At 71.4% G+C, this 22,708-nt stretch carries 20 protein-coding genes and 1 riboswitch; of the genes, 5 read left to right on the top strand and 15 right to left on the bottom strand.

What is annotated here, in order from left to right:
- Nucleotides 1-6: 6 nt before the first annotated feature.
- Nucleotides 7-156, bottom strand: coding sequence for an SCO1431 family membrane protein (locus tag ACH5AF_RS25110; protein ID WP_398904403.1), 150 nt, complete (start codon nt 154-156; stop codon nt 7-9).
- Nucleotides 157-274: 118 nt separating this feature from the next.
- A complete protein-coding gene (locus ACH5AF_RS25105; RefSeq protein ID WP_398904401.1) occupies nt 275-1,636 on the bottom strand; it encodes a peptidase C39 family protein in 1,362 nt (453 codons plus the stop codon).
- Between the two features lie 248 nt (nt 1,637-1,884).
- Between ACH5AF_RS25105 and ACH5AF_RS25100 the strand changes: the two genes are divergently transcribed.
- Nucleotides 1,885-2,520: a uridine kinase gene (locus tag ACH5AF_RS25100; RefSeq protein ID WP_398904399.1), complete on the top strand. Its 636-nt coding sequence runs from the start codon at nt 1,885-1,887 to the stop codon at nt 2,518-2,520.
- A 368-nt stretch (nt 2,521-2,888) separates the two neighbouring features.
- Nucleotides 2,889-4,784, top strand: coding sequence for an AAA family ATPase (locus ACH5AF_RS25095; protein ID WP_398904397.1), 1,896 nt, complete (start codon nt 2,889-2,891; stop codon nt 4,782-4,784).
- Nucleotides 4,785-4,790: 6 nt separating this feature from the next.
- On the opposite strand, the gene ACH5AF_RS25090 is transcribed toward ACH5AF_RS25095, so the two are convergent.
- The 10 genes from ACH5AF_RS25090 to ribD all read right to left on the bottom strand — a co-directional run bounded on the left by ACH5AF_RS25090 (nt 4,791) and on the right by ribD (nt 13,281).
- On the bottom strand, nt 4,791-5,882 hold the full coding sequence (locus ACH5AF_RS25090) for a hemolysin family protein (protein ID WP_398904396.1): 1,092 nt from the start codon (nt 5,880-5,882) through the stop codon (nt 4,791-4,793).
- Complete coding sequence (locus ACH5AF_RS25085; RefSeq protein ID WP_398904394.1) at nt 5,879-7,219, bottom strand: hemolysin family protein; 1,341 nt, start codon at nt 7,217-7,219, stop codon at nt 5,879-5,881. The genes ACH5AF_RS25090 and ACH5AF_RS25085 overlap by 4 nt, the downstream gene beginning before the upstream one ends.
- Before the next feature lie 227 nt (nt 7,220-7,446).
- Complete coding sequence (locus tag ACH5AF_RS25080; RefSeq protein ID WP_398904392.1) at nt 7,447-7,905, bottom strand: PH domain-containing protein; 459 nt, start codon at nt 7,903-7,905, stop codon at nt 7,447-7,449.
- A gap of 14 nt (nt 7,906-7,919) precedes the next feature.
- Nucleotides 7,920-8,768, bottom strand: a complete 849-nt coding sequence (gene hisG / locus ACH5AF_RS25075; protein ID WP_398904390.1) for an ATP phosphoribosyltransferase — start codon at nt 8,766-8,768, stop codon at nt 7,920-7,922.
- A gap of 50 nt (nt 8,769-8,818) precedes the next feature.
- Entirely contained in the window at nt 8,819-9,091 is a 273-nt protein-coding gene (locus ACH5AF_RS25070) for a phosphoribosyl-ATP diphosphatase (protein ID WP_011027788.1), read from the bottom strand.
- Between the two features lie 33 nt (nt 9,092-9,124).
- Nucleotides 9,125-9,610: a 6,7-dimethyl-8-ribityllumazine synthase gene (ribH, locus tag ACH5AF_RS25065; protein WP_177153271.1), complete on the bottom strand. Its 486-nt coding sequence runs from the start codon at nt 9,608-9,610 to the stop codon at nt 9,125-9,127.
- Nucleotides 9,611-9,662: 52 nt separating this feature from the next.
- Nucleotides 9,663-10,940, bottom strand: a complete 1,278-nt coding sequence (locus ACH5AF_RS25060) for a bifunctional 3,4-dihydroxy-2-butanone-4-phosphate synthase/GTP cyclohydrolase II (protein WP_398904389.1) — start codon at nt 10,938-10,940, stop codon at nt 9,663-9,665.
- Nucleotides 10,937-11,590, bottom strand: a complete 654-nt coding sequence (locus tag ACH5AF_RS25055; RefSeq protein WP_398904387.1) for a nicotinamide riboside transporter PnuC — start codon at nt 11,588-11,590, stop codon at nt 10,937-10,939. Before ACH5AF_RS25055 ends, ACH5AF_RS25060 begins: the two co-directional genes overlap by 4 nt.
- Nucleotides 11,587-12,198 (bottom strand): riboflavin synthase, encoded by a 612-nt coding sequence (locus tag ACH5AF_RS25050; protein ID WP_398904385.1) that lies wholly within the window; start codon nt 12,196-12,198, stop codon nt 11,587-11,589. The genes ACH5AF_RS25055 and ACH5AF_RS25050 overlap by 4 nt, the downstream gene beginning before the upstream one ends.
- Nucleotides 12,199-13,281: a bifunctional diaminohydroxyphosphoribosylaminopyrimidine deaminase/5-amino-6-(5-phosphoribosylamino)uracil reductase RibD gene (gene ribD, locus ACH5AF_RS25045; RefSeq protein WP_398904383.1), complete on the bottom strand. Its 1,083-nt coding sequence runs from the start codon at nt 13,279-13,281 to the stop codon at nt 12,199-12,201.
- Between the two features lie 161 nt (nt 13,282-13,442).
- A riboswitch (FMN riboswitch) is annotated at nt 13,443-13,573 on the bottom strand.
- A 276-nt stretch (nt 13,574-13,849) separates the two neighbouring features.
- Here ribD and ACH5AF_RS25040 point away from each other — a divergent pair.
- Nucleotides 13,850-16,177, top strand: a complete 2,328-nt coding sequence (locus tag ACH5AF_RS25040) for a chitinase C-terminal domain-containing protein (protein ID WP_398904381.1) — start codon at nt 13,850-13,852, stop codon at nt 16,175-16,177.
- Nucleotides 16,178-16,352: 175 nt separating this feature from the next.
- Here ACH5AF_RS25040 and ACH5AF_RS25035 read toward each other — a convergent pair whose 3' ends face one another.
- Nucleotides 16,353-17,567, bottom strand: coding sequence for an ROK family transcriptional regulator (locus ACH5AF_RS25035; protein WP_398904379.1), 1,215 nt, complete (start codon nt 17,565-17,567; stop codon nt 16,353-16,355).
- A 115-nt stretch (nt 17,568-17,682) separates the two neighbouring features.
- Here ACH5AF_RS25035 and ACH5AF_RS25030 point away from each other — a divergent pair, with 115 nt between their 5' ends.
- Together ACH5AF_RS25030 and ACH5AF_RS25025 are read left to right on the top strand one after the other, a co-directional pair.
- The gene (locus ACH5AF_RS25030; protein WP_398904377.1) at nt 17,683-18,897 is read left to right on the top strand and encodes an MFS transporter; all 1,215 of its coding nucleotides are present in this window, start codon (nt 17,683-17,685) and stop codon (nt 18,895-18,897) included.
- Between the two features lie 504 nt (nt 18,898-19,401).
- Nucleotides 19,402-20,106: a DUF5995 family protein gene (locus ACH5AF_RS25025; protein WP_398904375.1), complete on the top strand. Its 705-nt coding sequence runs from the start codon at nt 19,402-19,404 to the stop codon at nt 20,104-20,106.
- 49 nt (nt 20,107-20,155) lie between these two features.
- On the opposite strand, the gene ACH5AF_RS25020 is transcribed toward ACH5AF_RS25025, so the two are convergent.
- Nucleotides 20,156-21,853: a flavin monoamine oxidase family protein gene (locus tag ACH5AF_RS25020; protein WP_398904374.1), complete on the bottom strand. Its 1,698-nt coding sequence runs from the start codon at nt 21,851-21,853 to the stop codon at nt 20,156-20,158.
- Between the two features lie 56 nt (nt 21,854-21,909).
- Nucleotides 21,910-22,707 carry a carbon-nitrogen hydrolase family protein gene (locus ACH5AF_RS25015; RefSeq protein ID WP_398904372.1) on the bottom strand — a complete coding sequence of 266 codons (798 nt, stop codon included), beginning with the start codon at nt 22,705-22,707 and terminating at the stop codon, nt 21,910-21,912.
- Nucleotide 22,708 lies beyond the last annotated feature (1 nt).

The following is a 22,708-nucleotide window of genomic DNA, read 5'->3' as shown; positions in this document are numbered from 1 at the left end:
AGAGGCCTAGAGAAGGCCGAGCTGAGTGATGAACATGGCGATGACGACCACCAGCGTCCAGCCGAGGACGTGTTCCAGCACCGGCGACTCGTCGTCAGGGCCCCCGGTGCGGGTGCGGATCCGGGCGCGGTCGGCGGTGGCTGCGGTCGAGGTCATGGCGGTCTCGTTCGGTCGGCTGGCAGATGGGCTTCCCCCGTGACTCCACCACAGTGCCAGCCTCGCCGGGCCCCGGGGTAGAGACGTTCGTCACGCTCCCGGGGCACGGCCGGGCGCCTCAGCGGATGCCGACCGCCGCGAGAGCCTGTCGCTGGGCGGGCGTGGGATCGGCCGGCCAGTACAGGTAGCAGACGCCGCCGGTGCCCGAGACCACCTTCCCCGTCGCGTTGTAGCGCTTCGTGCGGAGCCAGATCTTCTCCCACTCGGCACGCCGGTAGACACGTCGCACGGCATCATTGTCGGGCGAGGCCGGATCGTTGGCGATCACGTCGCCGTCGGCGGTGAAGCCGATCACTGTCATGAGGTGCCCGGCGGTCCCGTAGCCGGCCCCGGTCAGCTCCTCCTCGCGGAACGACTGCGACGTTATGGCCGGGATCCCCGCGCGGATCAGGGTCTCCAGATCGGTGAGCGAGGCGAGCCGGGTGACGACGGCGCTCATGTCGCGGTAGGTCGCGGCGTAGGCGGCGTTGAAGGGCCAGTTGCCACAGCCCTCGTACTGGTGGTCGTAGGTGAAGCGGGCCGCGTGGCAGACCTGCGGATCGGCGAAGTCGGGGTTCACCCAGGCCAGGTCCTCGGCGGTGGGCCGGCGGCCCCAGTACTCAATGATCATCTGGGACGAGGTGGGGCTGCACCAGGCCTCGCCGCCGTTGTCGTACTCCGGGTACTGGCCGATGTGCGTGTTCTGCGAGTACCGCGGCACCGTAAGCTCGCGGGCGAGACCGGGCACCGACGCCGGTACGCCGAAGCGGTCCGGGATGTCCGAGGCCATCGCACCCAGCCGCCACACGGTCGGCGTCAGGCCGGTGCCCGGCCTGCGGTACAGCGTCAGCCTCAGCCGGTAGGACGTCAGGCGCAGCCCGCCGGCCGCGTCGTCGACGGTGAGGGTGTCGGTCCAGATGCTCGCCTTTCCGTCGCTCTGGCCGTCGACGGAGGTGCGCAGGACGTCCCCGTCGCCCGCGGCCCAGCGCCCCATCACGAACCAGGGGGTGCCGGTGCCGTCCGAGTAGCCGCCCGCGAGTTCGACCTGGAGCCAGGTGCCGGCCGGGGTATGGGCGTTCCAGGAGGCGATGACCTCGGTCGCGGGCACCGTGCAGCGGTGCACCGGCGAGGTCCAGGTCGCGTACTCCCAGCGGGCGGTGCGTCCGGTGTGCGGGTCGGTGTGGTCGACGCTGCCGGCGGGGGTGGCGATCACCACGCCGGGGCGGCGCCCGGAGACGGCAGCGGTGCCGGACGCCTCGCCGCAGCGCCAGTCGGTATAGGTGGACCAGAAGCGGTTGTCGATGAGCGCCGGTGCGGCGGCGGCCCGCTCCGGCGTGGGCGCGGCGGCCGCGGGTCCGGCGGGGGCGGACAGCGGTCCGGCACTCGCGGCGGCCGCGATCGCGGCTCCCAGAACGGTTCTGCGCGAAGTAGGTCTGGCCATGGGACTCCCAAGTCAGGTGCGCGGCAGTGGGCCAACTATCCCGGCTCCCGCGGGGCTTCGGCCAGCACTTCGGACCGCGTCGGCGGGGCAATATTGGTCTGGTCCGCTGATGGTCCCCGTCGGGGACGCGTGGGGCACCGCCGGGGACGCGTGGGGCACCGCCGGGGACGCGTGGGGCACCGCCGGGGACGCGTGGGGCACCCGCGGGTGCCCCGCGGCTGTGCGGAGCCACCTCCTACCCTTGCCCCATGGACGATCTCGACCGGCTCGCCACCCGCCTGCGCGCACTGGCCCCCTCCTGCGGTCCGGTGCGGCTGATCGCGGTGGACGGACATGCCGGTTCGGGCAAGAGCACGTTCGCCGCGCGGCTCGCCGCCGCGTTCGGCGGCGAGGACGTGCCGGTGCTGCATCTGGACGATCTGGCCACGCACGATCAGCTGTTCGCGTGGACCGGCCGGATGCTGGACGAGGTGATCGCTCCGCTGTCCCGGGGCAGGACAGCCTCCTTTCACCCGTACGACTGGAATCTGAGGCGTTTTCTTCCGGCGCGGCCGCTGCCGGCGGCCCCCGTTGTCCTGGTCGAGGGAGTCGGCGCGGGAAGGCGGGCGCTGCGGCCGTATCTGGCCCGAATCCTGTGGATGGACCGTCCGGCCGAGGAATCCTGGTCGCGGGGCAGGCGGCGGGACGGCAGGGGTCTGAGCGACTTCTGGGACGGGTGGACGGCGGCGGAGACGCGCCATTTCGCCGCGGATCCGTCCCGTCCGTACGCCGACATCCTGGTGCGGGAGTGCTCTGCGGGGTACGAGTTGTCCACGGTGCCTGCCGGGACTGCACAATCGGACCGGTCGATCACCGAGGGTGATCACCCTCCCCAGGCATACTGAACAGTCGGATTTCCGGCGCAAGAGTGTGCCTCAACTCTGCTTGACCGACGGGGCGCACAAGTCTTACGTTCTCAATGTGCGGCTTTCCGGAGCCGCCGCGGACACGAAGCCCCCGGTTGTTCCCCCGTGATCGGGGGCTTCGTTCCGCCCCTCTCCTCCTCCCGCGCATTTCGCCTGCCCATTCGCTCACCCTGGGTCACCGGTGCCAGGTCCTCACGGCGCTCTTAGCGCAGCACCCACGCGCAGGTACGATGCACTCCGGTGGGCTCAATTCCCGTCCGCGGCATGGTCGTTGCATACGCTGCCGGTGGGCGCCCCTGGCGCGACAACACTGGTGCACGGTTTGTGGGGGGAGTGTGGGGGACCCTATGGACAACGGCACGCAGGGGGGACGGACTCCGGCCGAGCTCGCCTGGCTGCGCGGGGTGGACGCGTGCACGATGGGCGCCTACCCGCAGGCGGAGGAGGAGTTCCGCACGGCCGTACGGCTGGACGCGGGGATGGCCGACGCGTGGCTTGGGCTCCACGCCCTGCGCGTCGACACGACCACCGCCCTGCTGTGCATGTACCGCCACCGCGAGCGGTTCGGCGAGCAGCGGGCCCGCCACCGCCGCACCCTCAACTCCTGGTACTGGCTGGGCTGGTGGGTGCAGCCCGTGCTGGAGAGCCGGCGCGATCTGCTATTGGCGCACGCCTCCCACTGGCTCGACGGCCGTCATGTGCCGGAGCTCGACCGGGCCCTGGCCGACCTGCCGCCCGTGGACACCGACCCCCAGGTGCGTTTCCTGCACGCCTGCCGGGCGTATCTGGTCAAGGACTGGGAACAGCTCGTGCGCCACACCGAGCCGCTGGTGGACGATCCGCTGCTGGGAATCGAGGCCGGCCTGTTCGGCGGGATGGCCCGGGTGCGGATGGAGATGTTCAGCCAGGCCGAGCCCATGCTGTCGGCCGCGCTGATGCGCTGCCGCAGCGAGCAGCCGCAGCGCAAGGAATTGAGGTACTGGCTGGCACGGGCCCACGAGGGCACCGGCCGCAGCGCCGCGGCCCTGCCGCTGTACCGGGCGGTGCACCGGATCGACCCGGCCTTCATGGACACCTCGGCACGGCTCACGGCCATCGCGGAGTACGACGGCATCGACGGCTACGACGACACGGCGGGGCTGGCCACCGTGTCCCTGACAGGGTTCGGCGCGGACGCCGTGGACACCCAGGCCGAGGGCGAGGGCCCGGTCGCCACCGAGCGCCTGCCCGGCGATCCGGGGGGCCAGGCGCCCGGCAGCGTACCGGCTGCCCCGGCGGACGGGCTCCGGCGCCGTAAGTCCCTGTCCCGGCAGTCCGCTGCCCCGCACTTCCCCGCGGGCCCCACCGACCCGGCGCTCCTGGCCGACGCACTGGCGGAGCTGGAGCGCATGGTCGGCCTGGAGCCGGTGAAACGTCAGGTCAAGGCCTTGTCGGCGCAGCTGGAGATGGCCCGGTTGCGGGCGGGGCAGGGACTACCCGTCCAGCCGCCGAAGCGGCACTTCGTCTTCTCAGGACCGTCCGGCACCGGCAAGACGACCGTCGCCCGCATCCTGGGCAGGGTCTTCTACGCGCTCGGTCTGCTCGGCGGCGACCATCTGGTCGAGGCCCAGCGAGCCGATCTGGTGGGCGAGTTCCTCGGCCAGACGGCCGTGAAGGCCAATGAGCTGATCGACTCGGCCCTCGGCGGGGTGCTCTTCGTGGACGAGGCGTACAGCCTGTCCAACTCCGGCTACAGCAAGGGCGACGCGTACGGCGACGAGGCCCTGCAGGTGCTGCTCAAGCGCGCCGAGGACAACCGCGACCATCTGGTGGTCATCCTCGCGGGCTACCCGGAGGGCATGGACCGCCTGCTCGCCACCAATCCCGGCCTGTCCTCACGCTTCACCACCCGCGTCGACTTCCCGTCCTACCGCCCGCTCGAACTGACCGCGATCGGCGGCGTGCTGGCCGCGGAGAACGGCGACGTGTGGGACGAGGAGGCCCGCGAGGAGCTGCGCTCGATCAGCGGCCATGTCGTCGAGCAGGGCTGGATCGACGAGCTGGGCAACGGGCGGTTCCTGCGCACGCTGTACGAGAAGAGCTGCGCGTACCGGGACCTGCGGCTGTCGACGTATCCGGGCACTTTGGGCCGCGAGGACCTGTCGACGCTGCGGCTTCCGGATCTCATGCAGGCCTATGGGGAGGTCCTGTCGGGCCGCGGCCCGACGGGCCGCGATCCGCAGGAGCCTCCCCTCGGCCAGTGAGGTGTCTCAACTCACCAGGGCGGAGTCCGCGCTCGCGGAGGTCCTCGGTGTCCGCGGTAGCACCGTGACGCGGTGGGCCGGGTCGCGGACCTCGCCCACCAGCATCTCCAGCACGTCTTCCAGGGCCACCAGACCGAGCACCCGCCCGGAGGCGTCGGCGACCTGAGCCAGGTGCGTGGCCGCGCGGCGCATCACGGACAGCGCGTCGTCGAGCGGCAGCTCGGCGCGCATCGTCGCCATGGGGCGCCAGATGTGCTGGGGCACGGCCCGCTCGTCGTCCTCCAGGTCCAGTACGTCCTTGACGTGCAGGTAGCCCATGAACGGGTCGGAGCCACCCGCGCAGACGGGGAAACGGGAGTAGCCCGTGCGGACGGTGAGCTCCTCCACCTGCCGTGGCGTCACCGAAGGCGGCACCGTCACCAGCGCGGACCGGGCGATGAGCACGTCGCTCACCGGCCTGCTGCCCAGTTCCAGCGCGTCCTCAAGACGCTCCTGCTCGGCCGGCGCCAGCAGCCCGGCCTGACCGGCGTCCTCCACGAGCTGTCCGAGCTGATCGCTGGTGAAGACGGCCTCCACCTCGTCCTTCGGCTCGACGCGGAAGGCCCGCAGCACCACCTTGGCGCAGGCGCCGAGACCGGCGGTCACCGGACGGCACAGCCGGGCGAAGCCGACGAGGCCGGGGCTGAGCCACAGCGCAGTTCTCTCGGGGGCCGCCATGGCCAGGTTCTTCGGCAGCATCTCGCCGATGACGAGGTGCAGGAAGACGACGACCGCGAGCGCGATCACATAGCCGAGGGGGTGGATCAGCCCTGCGGGGACGTGGGCGGCGTGGAAGACGGGCTCCAGGAGGTGCGCGACCGTCGGTTCCGCGACCGCGCCGAGGGTGAGCGAGCAGACGGTGATGCCGAACTGCGCCGCCGCCATCATCTGCGGCAGGTTCTCCAGCCCGTGGAGGACCTGGCGGGCGCGGGAGGAGCCTTCGGCGGCGAGGGGTTCGATCTGGCTGCGGCGTACGGAGACGAGTGCGAACTCGGCTCCGACGAAGAAGCCGTTGGCGAGAACGAGGAGCAGGGCGAACAGCAGTTGGAGGGCGCTCATCGGGCCGCCTCGGTCAGCGCCGGTACGTCGGCGGTGCGCACCAGGCGCACCCGCTCGGCGCGGTAACGGCCCACCTGGCGCACCGAAAGGCGCCAGCCGGGTAGTTCGGCCCGGTCACCGGGGGCGGGAATGCGCCCCAGCAGGTCGGCGACGAGCCCGGCGACCGTCTCGTAGGGGCCGTCGGGGACGTCGAGTCCTATCCGGCGCAGGGTGAGGACCCGGCAGCTGCCGTCGGCCTCCCAGGCCGGTCGGCCGTCCTCGGGGGCGACGGGCGCGAGATCGGGCCGGTCCTCGGCCTCGGCGTCGTGCTCGTCGCGGACCTCGCCGACGAGTTCCTCGACGATGTCCTCCAGGGTGACCACGCCGGCGGTGCCGCCGTACTCGTCGACGACGACGGCTATGGGCTGCTCGCAGCGCAGCCGTTCGAGCAGCTGCTGCACGGGCAGGGTCTCGGGGACGAGCAGGGGCGGGACGGCGATACGGGTCACCCTGACCCGCTGCCGCTCCTCGGCCCGTACCGCAAGTGCGTCCTTGAGATGGACCATGCCGACGATCTCGTCGATGCGCTCGCGGTAGACGGGGAACCGGGAAAGGCCCGTCGCGCGGGTCAGGTTGAGGACGTCGGCGGCACTGGCGTCCGACTGCAGCGCGCTCACCTTCACGCGCGGCGTCATCACATGCTGGGCCGTCAGGTGCCCGAGGGAGAGGGTCCGTACGAACAGATCGGCCGTGTCCTGCTCCAGCGCGCCGGCCTGGGCCGAGTGGCGGGCGAGGGACATCAGCTCACCGGGGGTGCGGGCGGAGGCCAGCTCCTCGGCGGGCTCGACGCCGAAGAGCCGTACGAGACGGTTGGCCGCGGCGTTGAGCAGGGTGATCACGGGGCGGAAGACGGCCGAGAACAGGGTCTGCGGGCCCGCGACGAAGCGCGCGACCTGCAAGGGGCGGGACACCGCCCAGTTCTTGGGGACGAGTTCGCCGATGACCATCTGGACGGCCGAGGCGAGCAGCATGCCGATCGCGACGGCGGCGCCGGGGACGACCCCGCCGGGAAGCCCGGTCGCGGTGAGTGGTCCGTCGAGCAGCCGGGCGAGCGCCGGCTGCGCGAGCATGCCGACGACGAGGGAGGTGATGGTGATGCCGAGCTGGGTGCCGGAGAGCTGGAAGGACAACTGGCGCAGGGCCGAGACGACCCGGCGGGCACGCTTGTCGCCCTGGGCGGCGGCCCGTTCGGCGTCGGGGCGTTCGACGGTGACGAGGCCGAACTCGGCCGCCACGAAGAAGCCGTTGGCGAGGATGAGAAGGAACGCTGCGGCGAGCAGCAGAAGCGGGATGATCATGCCGCCGCCTCCTGGGAGGGGGCGGCGCAGGTACTACCGGACGATCCGTCCATTGCTGGAGGGAGTCACTCCTCGGGTCGAAGGAAAACCCCGCCGGCCGCGGGGCCGTGTGGTGCGGGGCGGGGCGCACCGGGCGCCGCCGCCCACCAGAGTAATCAAGCCGCGGCCGGGCTGGGCAGAGGTGAGACGCCCGTCTCCGCCACACGGGTGCCCCACAGGGGCGTGCGCTAGCGCTGGTCCTGGCGGGTGCCGCGGGACTCCACGAGGGCGCGCAGGGCACGGGCGTCGTCGATGGCCTGCGCCTTGGCGATCCCCGGCTGGATGCCGAGGGCTGGCAGGCTGGTCCCGTCGCTGAGGTCGAGGAAGACCCAGGGGTCGCCGGGCCGGAGATTGACGCGCAGGATCTCGGGCCAGGCGAGGCGGCGCGTCCGGGTGAGGTTGACGACGGTCACCCCGTCCTCGTCGGCCACGACTTTCGGCCTGCTGAGCAGTGCCAGGACTCCGAAGAAGAGCAGCGCGGTGAAGATGAAGCTGACCCGCTCCGGCCCGCTGAGGCGTTCGAGGAGGAGGGTGACGGCGACCAGGACGGTGCACATCACCGCGCCCACGGAGAGCAGGACGATCCGGGTGCGGGTCGGCCTGAAGGTGACCGGGAGCGCGGGGACGCGGGGGGCGGCGGTGGGCATGTGCGGGTGGTCCCTCAGAGCCGGCAGGCGTGGATGGACGTGGTGAGGATGGCCCGCGCGCCGAGCGCGTACAGGTCGTCCATGATCCGCTGGGCCTCCTTGGCGGCCACCATGGAGCGGACCGCGACCCAGCCCTCGTGGTGGAGCGGGGAGATGGTCGGCGACTCCAGCCCGGGAGTGAGGGCGACGGCCTGCTCCAGGTTCTCGACGCGGCAGTCGTAGTCCATCATCACGTAGCTGCGGGCGACGAGGACGCCCTGGAGGCGGCGCAGGAACTGCTGCACCTGGGCGTGCTCCGGATCGGCGCCGGTCCGCCGGATGACGACGGCCTCGGAGGTCATGATCGGCTCGCCGATGACTTCCAGGCCCGCGTTGCGCAGGCTGGTGCCGGTCTCGACGACATCGGCGATGACCTGGGCGACGCCCAGTTCGATCGCGGTCTCGACCGCGCCGTCGAGGTGGACGACCGAGGCGTCGACGCCGCTGTCGGCGAGGTGCTTGGCGACGATGCCCTCGTAGGAGGTGGCGATCGTCATGCCGCCGAAGTCCTCGACGCCCTTCGCGGTGCCGGGCTTGGTGGCGTAGCGGAAGGTGGAGCGGGCGAAGCCGAGCTGGAGGATCTCCTCGGCGTTCGCTCCGGAGTCGAGCAGCAGGTCACGGCCGGTGATGCCGATGTCGAGGCGGCCGGAGCTGACGTAGATCGCGATGTCGCGGGGGCGCAGGTAGAAGAACTCGACCTCGTTCTCGGGGTCGACGAGGACGAGCTCCTTGGACTCCTTGCGCTGCTGGTAGCCCGCCTCATGGAGCATCGCCGACGCAGGTCCGGACAGTGAACCCTTGTTGGGGACGGCGATGCGCAGCATGAGACGGGCTTCCTTTGTTCGCTTGATCTGTACGAGAGGGCTGGGCGGGCTCAGAGGTGGGCGTAGACGTCGTCGAGGGAGATCCCGCGGGCGACCATCATCACCTGGACGTGGTACAGCAGCTGGGAGATCTCCTCGGCGGCGGCGTCCTTGCCCTCGTACTCGGCGGCCATCCACACTTCGGCGGCCTCCTCGACGACCTTCTTGCCGATGGCGTGCACACCCTTGTCCACCAGCTCGGCAGTGCGGGAGGTGGCGGGATCGCCGTTGGCGGCCTTGTGCTGGAGCTCGGTGAAGAGCTCCTCGAAAGTCTTCTTGGACATGGTGCTCCCACCCTACGCGGAAGTGGGGTCTGCTCAGCGCCAGGGTTCGGATACTGAACGCAGGATGGTCGCGGTGGCCACCGCGGCTGTGACCGCTTCGTGCCCCTTGTCCTCGTTCGAGCCTTCCAGCCCGGCCCGGTCGAGCGCCTGCTCCTCGGTGTCGCAGGTCAGTACGCCGAAGCCGACCGGGACGCCCGTGTCGATGGAGACCTGGGTGAGGCCCTGCGTGACGCCCTGGCACACGTACTCGAAGTGGGGCGTGCCGCCGCGGATGACGACGCCGAGCGCCACGATGGCGTCATAGCCACGGCCGGCGAGGACCTTGGCGACGACGGGCAGCTCGAAGCTGCCGGGCACGCGGAGCAGGGTCGGCTCGTCGATGCCCAGTTCGTGCAGGGCGCGCAGGGCGCCGTCGACGAGTCCGTCCATGATCTTCTCGTGCCACTGGGCCGCGATCACGGCCACCCGAAGGTCGCCGCAGTTCTTCACGCTCAGTTCGGGCGCGCCCTTGCCGCTCATCGTTCTCCTTGGTGCGTGGTGCGTTCGGTACGTATCAGGGGGGACAGGGGTCTTACTGGTTGCCGCAGGCCGACGTGACCAGGGCCCCGTCCAGCCAGGGCAGGTCGTGCCCCATGCGGTCGCGCTTGGTGCGCAGGTACTGAAGGTTGTGCTCGCCCGCCTCGACGGGCATCGGCTCCCGGTCGGCGACCAGGACGCCGTGCCGGATGAGCGCGGCGGACTTCTCGGGGTTGTTGGTCATGAGGCGGACGCTGCGGACGCCGAGGTCGGTGAGGATCTGGGCGCCGGCGCCGTAGTCGCGGGCGTCGGCGGGCAGGCCCAGCTCCAGGTTGGCGTCCAGGGTGTCGCGGCCGCGCTCCTGGAGCTCGTACGCACGCAGCTTGGACAGCAGCCCGATGCCACGGCCCTCGTGGCCGCGCAGGTAGACGACGACACCGCGGCCGGCCTCGCGGATGCGCTCCATGGAGGCGTGCAGCTGGGGGCCGCAGTCGCAGCGCAGCGACTGGAAGATGTCGCCGGTCAGGCATTCGGAGTGCATCCGGACCAGGAGGTCGTCGCCGTCGCCGATGTCCCCGTGCACCAGGGCGATGTGCTCGACGCCGTCCACGGTGGAGCGGTAGCCGTACGCGGTGAACTCGCCGAAGGCGGTGGGCAGCTTGACCTCGGCCTCACGCCTCACGGTCGGCTCGGCGCTGCGGCGGTAGGCGATCAGGTCCTCGATGGAGATGATCGTCAGGCCGTGCTTGCGGGCGAACGGGATCAGCTCGGGCAGCCGCAGCATGACGCCGTCCTCGCCGGCGATCTCGACGATCGCACCGGCCGGGCGGAGCCCGGCGAGGCGGGCGAGGTCGACGGCGGCCTCGGTGTGGCCGGGGCGGGTCAGCACGCCGCCGGACCGGGCCCGCAGCGGGAAGATGTGACCGGGCCGGACGAAGTCGGAGGGCTCGCTGACGCCGTCGGCCAGCAGCCGGAGGGTGGTGGCACGGTCGGCGGCGGAGATGCCCGTGGTGACACCGTGCGCGGCGGTGGCGTCGACCGAGACGGTGAAGGCGGTCTTCATCGACTCGGTGTTGTGGTCGACCATCTGCGGAAGCTCCAGGCGCTCCAGCTCGTCGCTCTCCATGGGCGCGCAGATCAGGCCGCGGCACTCACTCATCATGAAGGCGATGATCTCGGGAGTGGCCTTCTCCGCGGCGATGACGAGGTCGCCCTCGTTCTCACGGTCCTCGTCGTCCACCACGACGATCGGCCGGCCTGCCGCGATGTCCCGGATGGCCTGCTCGACGGGGTCGAGGCCGAGGATCTCTGCGGGGATCGTGTCGGGGATCATGCGGTTGCTCCTTCCAGGGCGGGGGCGGTGTTGGCGCGCGAGCGCAGCCACCAGTCGCGCATGCCCCACAGGACGAGCGCGCCGTAGATGACGTAGACGAAGCCGGAGAAGGCGTAGCCATTGGCGAAGTTCAGCGGTACGCCGACGAGATCGACCAGGAGCCAGGCGAACCAGAACTCGACCATGCCGCGCGACTGGGCGTACATGGCGACGACGGTGCCGACGAAGATGTAGGCGTCGGGCCAGGGGTCCCAGGAGAGCGAGGGGTAGGCGGTGAAGAGCAGGGCGACCGCGACGGTGCCGAGGGCGGCGGCGCCGACCAGCAGGGCGCGCTCGGTCCAGGTGGCGAAGCGGACGGCCAGGGTGCCGTCCTGTGTCTGCTGGCGGCCGCGGTCCCACTGCATCCAGCCCCAGGCGGCCACGAGCATGACGACGACCTGCTTGCCCGCACTGCCGGACAGGTGTCCGGCGGCGAAGGCGGTGAAGAGGATCGCTCCGGAGAGGAACTGGGCGGGCCAGGTCCATATCGAGCGGCGCCAGCCGAGGGCCAGGGCGATCAGGCCGATGACGTTGCCGATCATGTCGGACCACTTGATGTGCTGCCCGAACGCGGTGAACGCCTCGCCGTTGAGCCAGGAGAAGGTGTTCACCGGCCGGCCTCCTGACCGGCCCGGTCGCCGAGCAGCCGCTCGACGTACTTGGCGATGACGTCGACCTCGAGGTTGACCGGGTCGCCGCTCTGCTTGGTGCCGAGCGTGGTCAGGGCGAGGGTCGTCGGGATCAGGCTGATCGTGAAGTGATCGCGACCCGCTTCGACGACTGTGAGGCTGACGCCGTCGACGGTGATCGAGCCCTTCTCGACGACGTACCGAGTCAGTTCGGCGGGGAGCGAGACCTTGACGATCTCCCAGTTCTCCGAGGGCGTGCGGTCGATGATCGTGCCGGTGCCGTCGACATGTCCCTGGACGATGTGACCGCCGAGTCGGCCGCCGACGGCCATGGGCCGCTCCAGGTTGACGCGGGAGCCCGTGGTGAGTGCGCCGAGGCTGGAGCGCTTCAGCGTCTCGGCCATCACGTCGGCGGTGAACTCACCGTCGCCGGTCTCGACGACGGTGAGGCAGACACCGTTGACGGCGATCGAGTCGCCGTGCTTGGCCCCTTCGGTCACGACAGGCCCGCGCAGGCGGAAGCGTGAGGCGTCGCCGAGGTTCTCGACGGCGGTGACCTCACCCAGCTCTTCGACGATTCCGGTGAACACTCAAGCTCCCTTGGGGACGGTCGCGGTGATGCGCAGGTCGGGGCCGATGCGCACGGTCTCGGTGACGTCGAGCCGCAACGCTTCGGTGATGGTGGTGATTCCGGCACCGGAGAGGGCCGTGGGGCCCGCGCCGAGAAGTACGGGCGCCAGGTAGCCGACGACGCGGTCGACGGCGCCCGCGGCGACGAAGGCTCCGGCGAGCGTCGCGCCGCCTTCGAGGAGGACGGAGCGGACGCCGCGTCCGTACAGCTCGCCGAGGACGGCGTGGACGCCGATGCCGTTGTCGTCGTGGGGCAGTCGGGCCACGTCGACGCCGGACAGGTGCCGCGTGTCGGCGCCCTCGCGCACGACGACGAGGGTGGGCGCGGCGGCGTCGAGGACCCTGGCGGTGGGCGGGATCGTGGCGTGGCTGTCGAGCACGACCCGCAGGGGCTGCGTCGCGCCGTCGATGCCGCGTACCGCGAGGTGCGGGTCGTCGGCACGCAGCGTGCCGGAGCCGACGAGCACGGCGTCGGACTCGGCACGCAGGCGGTGTACGTCGGCGCGGGAGGCCGGCGAGCTGATCCAGCGGCTGGTGCCGTCGGCCGCGGCGGTCCGTCCGTCGAGGGTGGCGGCGTACTTCCAGGTCACGTGGGGGCGGCCGAGGCGTACGGAGGTGAGCCAGGCGATGTTGCCCGCCTCGGCCTCGTCCTGAAGGAGGCCCTGGCCGACCTCGATCCCGGCGGCACGCAGGGTGTGGGCCCCGCCGGTGGCCTGCGGGTCGGGGTCGGCGACCGCGTACACCACGCGGGCGACACCGGCCTCGATGAGAGCCTGGGCGCAAGGGCCGGTGCGCCCGGTGTGGTTGCAGGGTTCGAGGGTGACGTACGCGGTGCCGCCGCGGGCGCGGTCGCCCGCGGCGTGCAGGGCGTGGACCTCGGCGTGCGGACCGCCGGCGCGCTGGTGGAAGCCTTCGCCGACGACGCGTCCGGCGGCGTCGGTGACGACGCACCCGACGACCGGGTTGGGGCTGGTGGAGCCGAGTCCGCGGGCGGCGAGCGCGATTGCTCGTCGCATGGCGTCCATGTCGGCTGCGGTGGCCACCGGGTCCTCCTGCCTCATTCGGGCACGGACTCCGGGGCCTGTCGATGACGACAGAGAGCGGGAAACGGCACCGCACGGGGAACGCCGAGGCCGATTGCGCCGGATCGCCGCGAGGCGTCGATCCGCTCCCATTCGGCCGGCACACCCATGAGGGTCGCCCGCCGCGCACTGCCTCCCATCCGGACTTTAACCGTCGGTCCAGGAATTTCACCTGGTCAACCGGCCGCTGGCTGCGGACGGGTCGCGGACTGTAACCGCCGGTTCGGAATTGCACCGACCCCGGAGTGCGCTGCTGCTGATACAGGGCCAGTCTGCCACGCCGGACGCTCGACCATGCGGGTGAAGGCTGTGGGGTGACTCACAGATGACACAGTCCGCCGGAATGGTCCAGACCCATTGACCGGTTTGGTCTAGTCCTTTTAACCTCTGCGTCACCTCCGCGGACCGGCCCGCCGGTGTGCGCACACCGGCGGGCCAAAGCGCGTCATCCCCATACCAGTTGAGCTGAGCCGAACTCCCCTTGGTCGCCCCCGGCGGGCCACCGGGGCTCCACCAGGAGGAACTGACCGTGCAGTCCCCCACCCACAGACGAGCGTCGCTGCTCGCAGTCGGCGCAGCCGTCGCCGCACTGCTGGCCGGCTCACTCTCGACCGACGTCTCCCACGCCGCGTCGGAGTCCTGCCGCCCCGACGGGCTGTATTCCACCCCGGGCGCCGACGTCCCGTACTGCTCCGTCTACGACCCCGACGGCCGCGAGAAGATGGGCGCCGACCACCAGCGCCGCGTCATCGGCTACTTCACCGGCTGGCGCACCGGCAAGGACGGCACGCCCGCGTACCTCGCCTCGGACATCCCGTGGGACAAGGTCACCCACATCAACTACGCCTTCGCGCACATCGACGCTGCCAACCGGCTCTCGGTCGGCGCGGACGGCGAGAAGAACGCCGCCACCGGCATGACCTGGCCTGGTGTGGCCGGGGCGGAGATGGACCCCGCCCTGCCGTACAAGGGCCACTTCAACCTGCTGACGAAGTACAAGAAGAAGCACCCTGATGTGAAGACGCTGATCTCCGCGGGCGGTTGGGCGGAGACCGGCGGGTACGTCGACGACAACGGCGACCGGGTTCCCTCCGGCGGCTTCTACTCGATGGCCACCCACGCGGACGGCTCGGTGAACCAGGCCGGGATCGACGCCTTCGCCGACTCGGCCGTGGCCTTCGTCAAGAAATACGGCTTCAACGGCGTGGACATCGACTACGAGTACCCGACGACCATGAAGGACGCCGGGAACCCCCTCGACCACTCGGTCTCCAACGCCCGCAGGGCCGGGCTCGTCAAGGGCTACGCGGCGCTGATGAAGACCCTGCGCGAGAAGCTCGACCGCGCGGGCGAGGCGGACGGCCGGCACTACCTGCTCACGGTGGCGGCGCCATCGTCCGGCTATCTGCTGCGCGGGATGGAGACGTTCCAGGTCCAGAAGTACCTGGACTACGTCAACATCATGTCGTACGACCTGCACGGCGCCTGGAACGAGTACGTGGGCCCCAACGCCTCGCTGTTCGACGACGGCAAGGACGCCGAACTCGCGGCGGCCGGGGTCTACTCGACCTCCCAGTACGGCGGCATCGGCTACCTCAACACCGACTGGGCGTACCACTACTTCCGCGGCTCGATGCCGGCCGGCCGGATCAACATCGGGCTGCCGTACTACACCCGCGGTTTCAAGAACGTGCAGGGCGGCACCGACGGCCTGTGGGGCAGGGCGCCGTCGACCACCTGCCCGGCCGGAGCGGGCCTGACCGAGTGCGGCGACGGGGCGGTCGGCATCGACAACCTGTGGCACGACAAGGACACCGCCGGCAACGAGTCGCCGGCGGGCTCGAACCCGATGTGGCACGCCAAGAACCTGGAGAAGGGCATCGTCGGCGACTACGTCACCCGCTACGGCTTCCCCGCCGACACGAAGCTGACCGGCGCCTATGTGCGCAAGTACGACTCGACGCTGGTCGCGCCGTGGCTGTGGAACGCCGAGAAGAGGGTCTTCCTGTCCACGGAGGACGAGCAGTCGGTCGCGGCCAAGGCGGACTACGTGGTCGACCGCGGCATCGGCGGCACGATGGTGTGGGAACTGGCCGGGGACTACGGCTGGAACGCGGCCAAGGGGCAGTACGAGACCGGTGACACGCTCACCACCGCGATGTACGACAGGTTCAAGTCGGCCTCTCCCTACGGCGCCAAGCGGTCGAACACCGTCCTGCCTACCGAGGCGATCAAGGTGGACGTGGACTTCGGGCAGTTCCCGCTGGGCGACTCCAACTACCCCATCAGTCCCAAGCTGAAGATCACGAACAATTCGAAGGCGACGCTGCCCGGGGGGACGGAGTTCCAGTTCGACTACGCCACATCGGCACCGCCGAACGCCAAGGACCAGTCCGGCTTCGGCACCACGGTCGTCCGCAGCGACCACAGCGGAACCAACGTGGGCGGCCTCGACGGCGACTTCCACCGGGTCTCGCTGAAGCTGCCGGCGTGGCAGACGCTGGCGCCCGGGGCGTCGGTCGAGCTGGACTTCGTGTACTACCTGCCGACGTCCACTCCGTCGAACTGGACGGTGACGTTCGGCGGGACGACCTACGCCCTCGCCGGGGATCTGGCCCGGGGCACGACGGTGGTGGAGCCGGGCGGCGACGGCGGCACGGGGCCCTCGCCGACACCGGCGCCCACACCGTCGCCGGGGGCGTGCACGGCACCGGCGTGGTCCTCGTCCGCGGAGTACGGCGGCGGGACGACCGTCTCGCACATGGCGCACACCTGGAAGTCCAGGTGGTGGACGAAGGGCGAAGAGCCCGGTACGACAGGTGAGTGGGGCGTCTGGCAGGACCTGGGCGCCTGCTGATCCCCACACAGACAGCCCGGCGGCGGTCCCAGGCCCTTGCCGCCGCCGGGCGTTCGGGGGCCGCTGCCCTCGGGCGGTTGGGCGCTGCCCGCTCGTCGCGGCTCCGCACCTCAGGCACCGGCGCGGCTCGTCCGGCGCGGCCCGCTCGTCGCGGCTCCGCCCCGAACCCCGCGCCTCAGACGCCGGCGGGGCTGGGCTTCCCGGGTTCCGGCGGGCGGCCAGGGGGCAAGCCGAACAGCTCCCGCTGTGCCGCCTCGCGGGCCACCCGCAGCGCCCCGCTCAGCACCGCTGCCCCGCCGAGGGCCCCCGCCCGCACCTCCGTCCGCAGCGGGGACATCCTCGCGAGCCGCCTCTCCACACGGGACGCCAGCTCCGCGCCGCCGGCGTGCCCCACCTCCCCGCCGAGCACCACGCACCCCGGGTCCAGCACGGACACGACCGCCGCAGCGCCCACCGCGAGGCGGTCGGCGAGCGCGTCGAGGAAGTCGGCGCGGCCCGCGGACACAGCCCCCTCGACCACCGCGGCGGCCCGCGGTTCGGGGCCGTCGGCCGGTGCCGCGATCCCGTGGCGCTCCCCCAGCACGCAGACCGCCGCCGAGCCGGCCAGTGAGTGGAAGCCACCGTCGCAGTCGACCGCCGACGGGAGGGCGGCCGTGCCCGGCACCGGCAGGAAACCGAGCTCGCCCGCGCCGCCCGACGCGCCCCTGCGCAGCCGCCCGTCGAGGAACAGCGCCGCGCCGACGCCGTGGCCGAGCCAGAGGAAGGCGAACGTCTCGCGCTCTCGGGCCGCGCCGGCGCGCTGCTCGGCGAGCGCGGCGAGATTGGTCTCGTTCTCCACGACGACCTGGGCAGGTAGCCGTTCCTGGAGCGCGGTGACGAGACGCCGGTGCCAGGCGGGCAGACCACTCGACTCACGAAGCTCCCCGGCGACGGGGTCGATCAGGCCGGGTGCCCCGATGCCCACGCTGTGCAGGCGGACCGCGTCGGCTTCGCGCACGGTCCGCTCCAGCAGCCCGACGGCCAGTTCGACGGCCGGTTCGGTGCCTGTGTCGCCGCCGATGGGCAGGGCGGCTTCGGCGAGCGTGGTGCCGATCAGATCGGCGACCACGACGGTGACGCTCTGCGTGCGGACGTCCAGAGCGGCGAGATGCGCACGATCGGCGACGATCCCGTAGAGGCGGGCATTGGGCCCGCGCCGGTCGGCGCCCGCCTCGCCGACCACGCGGATGAGGCCCGAGCCCTGCAACCGCTCCACCAGGTCGGCGACGGTGGGGCGGGACAGGCCGGTCATGGTCTTCAGCTGTCCTGCCGTCAACGGGCCCTCGTCCTGGAGCAGTTCCAGGGCGAGCCGGTCGTTGATGGCCCGGGCGGTACTCGGAGAGGCGGGCATGCGGGAATCCTTGCAGACGGCCCGGGTCCCTCAGGAGCACGGCCAGAAAATCCGCTATTTATCAGGCAGGGTTCCTGATAGTTTTCGCCTCATGGTCTCGGGGAGGGATATCCGCATGTCGAGCGAAATGGCCGCCGGGCTGCGGCAGCTGAAGCGCGCCCGCAGTGCCGTCGCCGCCGTCTTCTGTGTGCACGGCGCCGTGACCGGCAGCTTCGCCACTCGCATTCCCTGGATCCAGGACCACGCGGGCGTCAGCGCGGGCCAGTTGGGGCTGGCACTGGCGTTCCCGGCGCTCGGCGCGTCCGTCGCTATGCCGCTGGCGGGGGCGATCAGTCACCGCTTCGGCGCGCGGACGGCGCTGCGCGCACTGCTCGCGTTGTGGACGCTGAGTCTGGTCCTGCCGTCCCTCGCGCCGAACCTCCTCACCCTGTGCGCCGTGCTGTTCGCGTTCGGCGCGACCGCGGGCATGTCGGACGTGGCGATGAACGCGCTGGGCGTGGAGATCGAGAACCGCCTCGACCGCTCGATCATGTCCGGGCTGCACGGCATGTGGAGCGCGGGCGCGCTGATCGGCTCGGCGGGCGGCACGCTCGCCGCCCACCTGGGCAGCGACGCCCGGCTGCACCACCTGATCGCGGCCGCGACGCTGACCGCGCTCGGGCTGATCGCCTGCCAGGGCGTACTGGACCTGCGCAGCACCCCCGAGGAGGAGCCGCCCCCGCGCTTCGCGCTGCCGCCCAGGTCGGCCCTGGTCATCGGCGCGATCGGGTTCTGCGCGGTGTTCGCGGAGGGCGCGAGCCTGGACTGGTCGGCGGTGTATCTGCGGGACGTGCTGGACACGTCGCCGGGCCTCGCCGCCGCCTCGACGACGGCCTTCGCGCTGACCATGGCGGTGGCCCGGCTCGCGGGCGACCGGATCGTCGACCGGTTCGGCCCCGTGCGCACCGTGCGGGTGGGCGGCGTGCTGGCCACCGCGGGCGGCCTGCTGGTGGTCCTCGCGCCGCATCCGGCGGCGGCGATGGGCGGGTTCGGGCTGATCGGCCTGGGAGTCGCGGTCGTCGTGCCGCTGGCGTTCGCCGCCGCCGGCCGCAGCGGGCCGAACCCGAGCCAGGCGATCGCGGGCGTCGCCACCATCACCTACACGTCCGGGCTCATCGCGCCGTCGGCGATCGGCGCGGTCGCCGACGCGACCAGCCTGGTGGTCTCCTTCGGCCTGGTGACCGCGCTCGCCCTCGGCCTGGTCGTCGGCGCGGGCGTGCTGCGGACAGCCGGCCGGGCGAGCCTGAAGGTCACTCCGCAGGACGCAGCAGTGCCCGGCCGACGTCCCTGAAGCACTCGCTCCAGAGGGCCGCGAAGTGGCGGCGTCCGGCCGGACGAGCACCCGCCGTGCGCGTGTACGTCGTCGTGCCGTCGGCCATGCACCGGTGGCAGCCGTACGTCAGCCCGGTGCGGCCGAGCCGGTCCAGCCACAGGTGCACGGCGTACTCGCCGGCCGGGCCTCACCGGCTGCTCGTAGCCGATGCGCAGCTCCTTGATGACGGCGATGCAGGCGTCACCGGTCACTGCCCGGTCGCCGTCTAGCCCAAGCCCCGCTCCTGCCGGTACGCCGCCGGGCCCGCTCGACGAGCAGCGCACAGCGGGGCGTCGCAGGAGTCGCGGCGCGTCGAGGTCGTCGAAGTGACCGGCCGTTGCTGATCCGGGCCCGTCCTCGGACGACGCGCAACAGGCGCGCGAAGGGCACCAGGGTCCCGCGGCAGCGCCGTCGCGTCCTCCTTTCCGGGGAAGACCCGGCCCGTCACCGCGCCGCCCGGCCGCGGCCTGGGACCCTGCCTCCATGGCGCAGAGTGAACAGCTCGCAGTGCGGCCGGGCCCCGGCACGGCCTCAGTCGACTCCGTGGTGCGGCGGATGCTCGCGTACGGCTCCGCATGGCCGGCCGGGGACGGTCTCGGGGTGTTCAACCGCGTCTATCTCGCGGTCACCCAGGAGATCGACCGGCACATCGACGAGGGCCGGTTCACGGACCGGCGGGCCGCCGTCACGCTCGACGTGCTGTTCGCCCGGCGCTATCTGGCGGCGGTCGACGCCGCGGCCGAGGGGCTGCGGCCACCGGCCTGTTGGCGGCCGCTGTTCCAGTACCGCCGCCATCCCGGCGTATGGCCGCTGCAGTTCGCGCTCGCCGGGATCAACGCGCACATCGGGCACGACCTGCCACTCGCCGTCGTGGACACCTGCCGTGCGCTCGGCTGCGCACCGCCCGACCTGGAGCGCGAGTTCGAGCGGGTCGGGGACATCCTCGTCCTGCTGGAGGAACGCATCCGCGAGGACGTGATGCCCGGACCCGATCTGTTGCAGATCGCCGACCCCCTGACGCATCTGGTCGGCTCGTGGAGCCTGGACCGCGCCAGGGACGGCGCGTGGTCGGCGGCACGCCTGTTGTGGGGGCTGCGGGATCTGCCGGACCTCGCCGCGGAGTTCACCGAGCGTCTCGACGCGGGCGTCGGACTGGTGAGCCGCTGTCTGCTGACCCCCTGGCGCTGACCCGCCCCCGGCGGGAGCGGATCAGCGCGCCGGGCTCCTCGACCGCCGGCTAGTCCTCCGGCAGTTCGACGGGGGCGATCTCGTCGTAGAGGTCGCCGGGACCGGGGTTGGACGGATCGGTCGTGCCGCCGAAGTGGGCCATGACGCCCCAGACGGCGTTCAGCGCGGTCTGTACGGCGCCCTCGGCCCAGCCCGCCGTCCAGGAGATGTCGTCGCCCGCGAGGAAGATGCCGCGCTTGTCCTCGGGCAGCCGGTCCTGCATGAAGTGGGTGAACAGCCGCCGCTGATAGCGGTAGTGACCGGGCAGGTTGGCCTTGAACGCGCCCATGAAGTAGGGCTCGTTCTCCCACGACACGGTCACCGGGTTGCCGATGATGTGGCTGCGGATGTCGACGTTCGGATAGATCTCGCCGAGCGACTTGAGCATGACCTCCATCCGCTCGTTGGCGGACAGCGGCAGCCACTTCAGGCTGTCGTCGCACCAGGTGTACGACAGGCAGATCACGGCCGGCTTGTCGGGACCGTCGTCGAGCAGGTACGTGCCGCGGGTCATGCGGTCGGTCAGCGTCATCGACATGGTGTCGCGACCGGTGATCTCGTCCTTGTCCAGCCAGAACGGCCGGTCGACGGGCACGAACAGCTTGGAGGACTCCATGTAGTGGGTCCGCTCCATCGCCGTCCAGTGGTCGATGGGGAAGAGCGAGTCGTCACAGGCGATCTTCGACAGCAGCATCCAGGACTGTGCGGTGAAAATCGCCGCCCGGTACGTGCGGATGTCACCGGAGGCGTCCGTGACCGTGATCCGGTTGCCCGATGTGCGGTTCAGCCGGGTGACGGCGGGCCGCGGGTCGCCGTCGTGCAGCGTGGACAGCGACGTGCCGAGCGGCCAGTGGACGATCTTCTCGGGCTCGCGCTCCCACAGGCGCAGCGGGAGCTGCTGGCTGCCCTCGACGATGCCGCGGTGGTGGTCGTCGGCCTCGGAGTAGACGACGCGCAGGATCTCCAGGATCGAGTTCGGGAAGTCGGTGTCCCAGCCGCCGGTGCCGAAGCCGACCTGGCCGAAGATTTCGCGGTGCCGGAAGGACTTGAACGCCTCCGACTCGCACAGGAAGCCGTAGAAGGTCTGGTTGTCCAGCTTCTCGACGAGCTTCGCCCAGATCTCGCGGATGCGCGGGACGTCGCGCTCGCGCATGGCGCGGTTCATGTCCGAGAAGTCCGCGCCCTCCTCCAGGCACGCGTTCCAGGCGTCCATCACATCGCGGTAGACCTGCGGCAGGTCGTCGATGGTCTCGGCGTAGTGCGACTCGCCCTTGAGGTCGACGACGGTGGAGGGGGTGCACGGGGCGAGGGGGTTGGGGAACGGCCTGGTCGTCAGACCCACCAGGTCGATGTAGTGCTGCAGCGCCGTGGAGGACGGCGGGAAGCGCATCGCGCCCATCTCGGCGCTCAGCTCATCCGTGCCGGTGCCCTCGAAGCCGACGGTGCGCAGCCGTCCGCCGATCCGGTCCGCCTCGTAGACGACCGGCTTGAGGCCCATCTTCATCAGCTCGTACGCGGCGACGATGCCGGACAGGCCGCCGCCGATGACGGCGACCTCGGCGCCGTGCTCGGTCGCGGGTATCTGGCCGAGCCCCGCCGGGTGGGCGAGGAAGTCGTCGTAGGCGTACGGGAAGTCGGGACCGAACATGGTGATCGGCGGCTGCTCGTCGCTGTGCTGGACGGCGGTGGTGGGCACCGTGGACGTCATGGGGTACGGACTCCTTGCACGAAAAACGATGAAGCGGGGAGCGGGAGAGTGCGGCGTCAGACCAGGGAGCCGTAGAGGGCGGGCCGCCGGTCGTGCAGATAGGGGTTGTTCTCGCGCGAGGCGGCGAGCAGGACGGGGTCGACCTCGCCGACGACGAGTTCCTCGCCGCGACCGGCGCGGGTGCGGACGGTGCCGTCGGGGCTCGCGAGCGAGCTGAGCCCGACGAACTCGAACTCGCCTTCCGGGCCCGTCCTGTTGACGTACGCGATGTACATCTGGCTCTCGAAGGCCCGGACCGGGATGAGGGACTCGGCGACGAACTGGAAGGGGTGCATCTGCGCGGTGGGGACGAGAAGCAGGTCGGTGCCGGCCAGCGCATGGGCCCGCACGTTCTCCGGGAACTCCACGTCGTAGCAGATCAGCAGGCCGATCCGGATGCCGTCGAGCTGGGCCTGGACGACAGCGGTGTCACCGGGGGTGAACCACTGCTGCTCGAAGCAGCCGAAGAGATGGGTCTTGCGGTAGTTCGCGAGCCGCTCGCCGTCCGGGCCGATCAGCTGCGCACTGTTGTGGATCAGGTCACCGTCGCGCTCGGGGTAGCCGTAGTGAATCGCGATGCCGTGCCGTACGGCGATCTCGGCGACGGCGCGGGCGCCCGGGCCGTCGGCGGGCTCCGCGAGCCTCGGCACGTCGTCGCCGATCGCGTATCCCGTCAGGAACATCTCGGGGCACACCAGCAGCCGCGCACCGGCGGCGGCGGCGCGGCCCGCGGCCTCGTCGAGCACCTTCAGGTTCTCGGCGACGTCACCGGGCCGTCCGGAGCTCTGGAGCAGGGCGGTGCGCAACGACGGCATG

It is taken from the genome of Streptomyces sp. NPDC018833 (assembly GCF_044390825.1).
Classification (GTDB): Bacteria; Actinomycetota; Actinomycetes; order Streptomycetales; family Streptomycetaceae; genus Streptomyces.
Note: the sequence above shows the minus strand (reverse complement) of the source record. Positions and strands in the feature narration are given on the sequence as shown.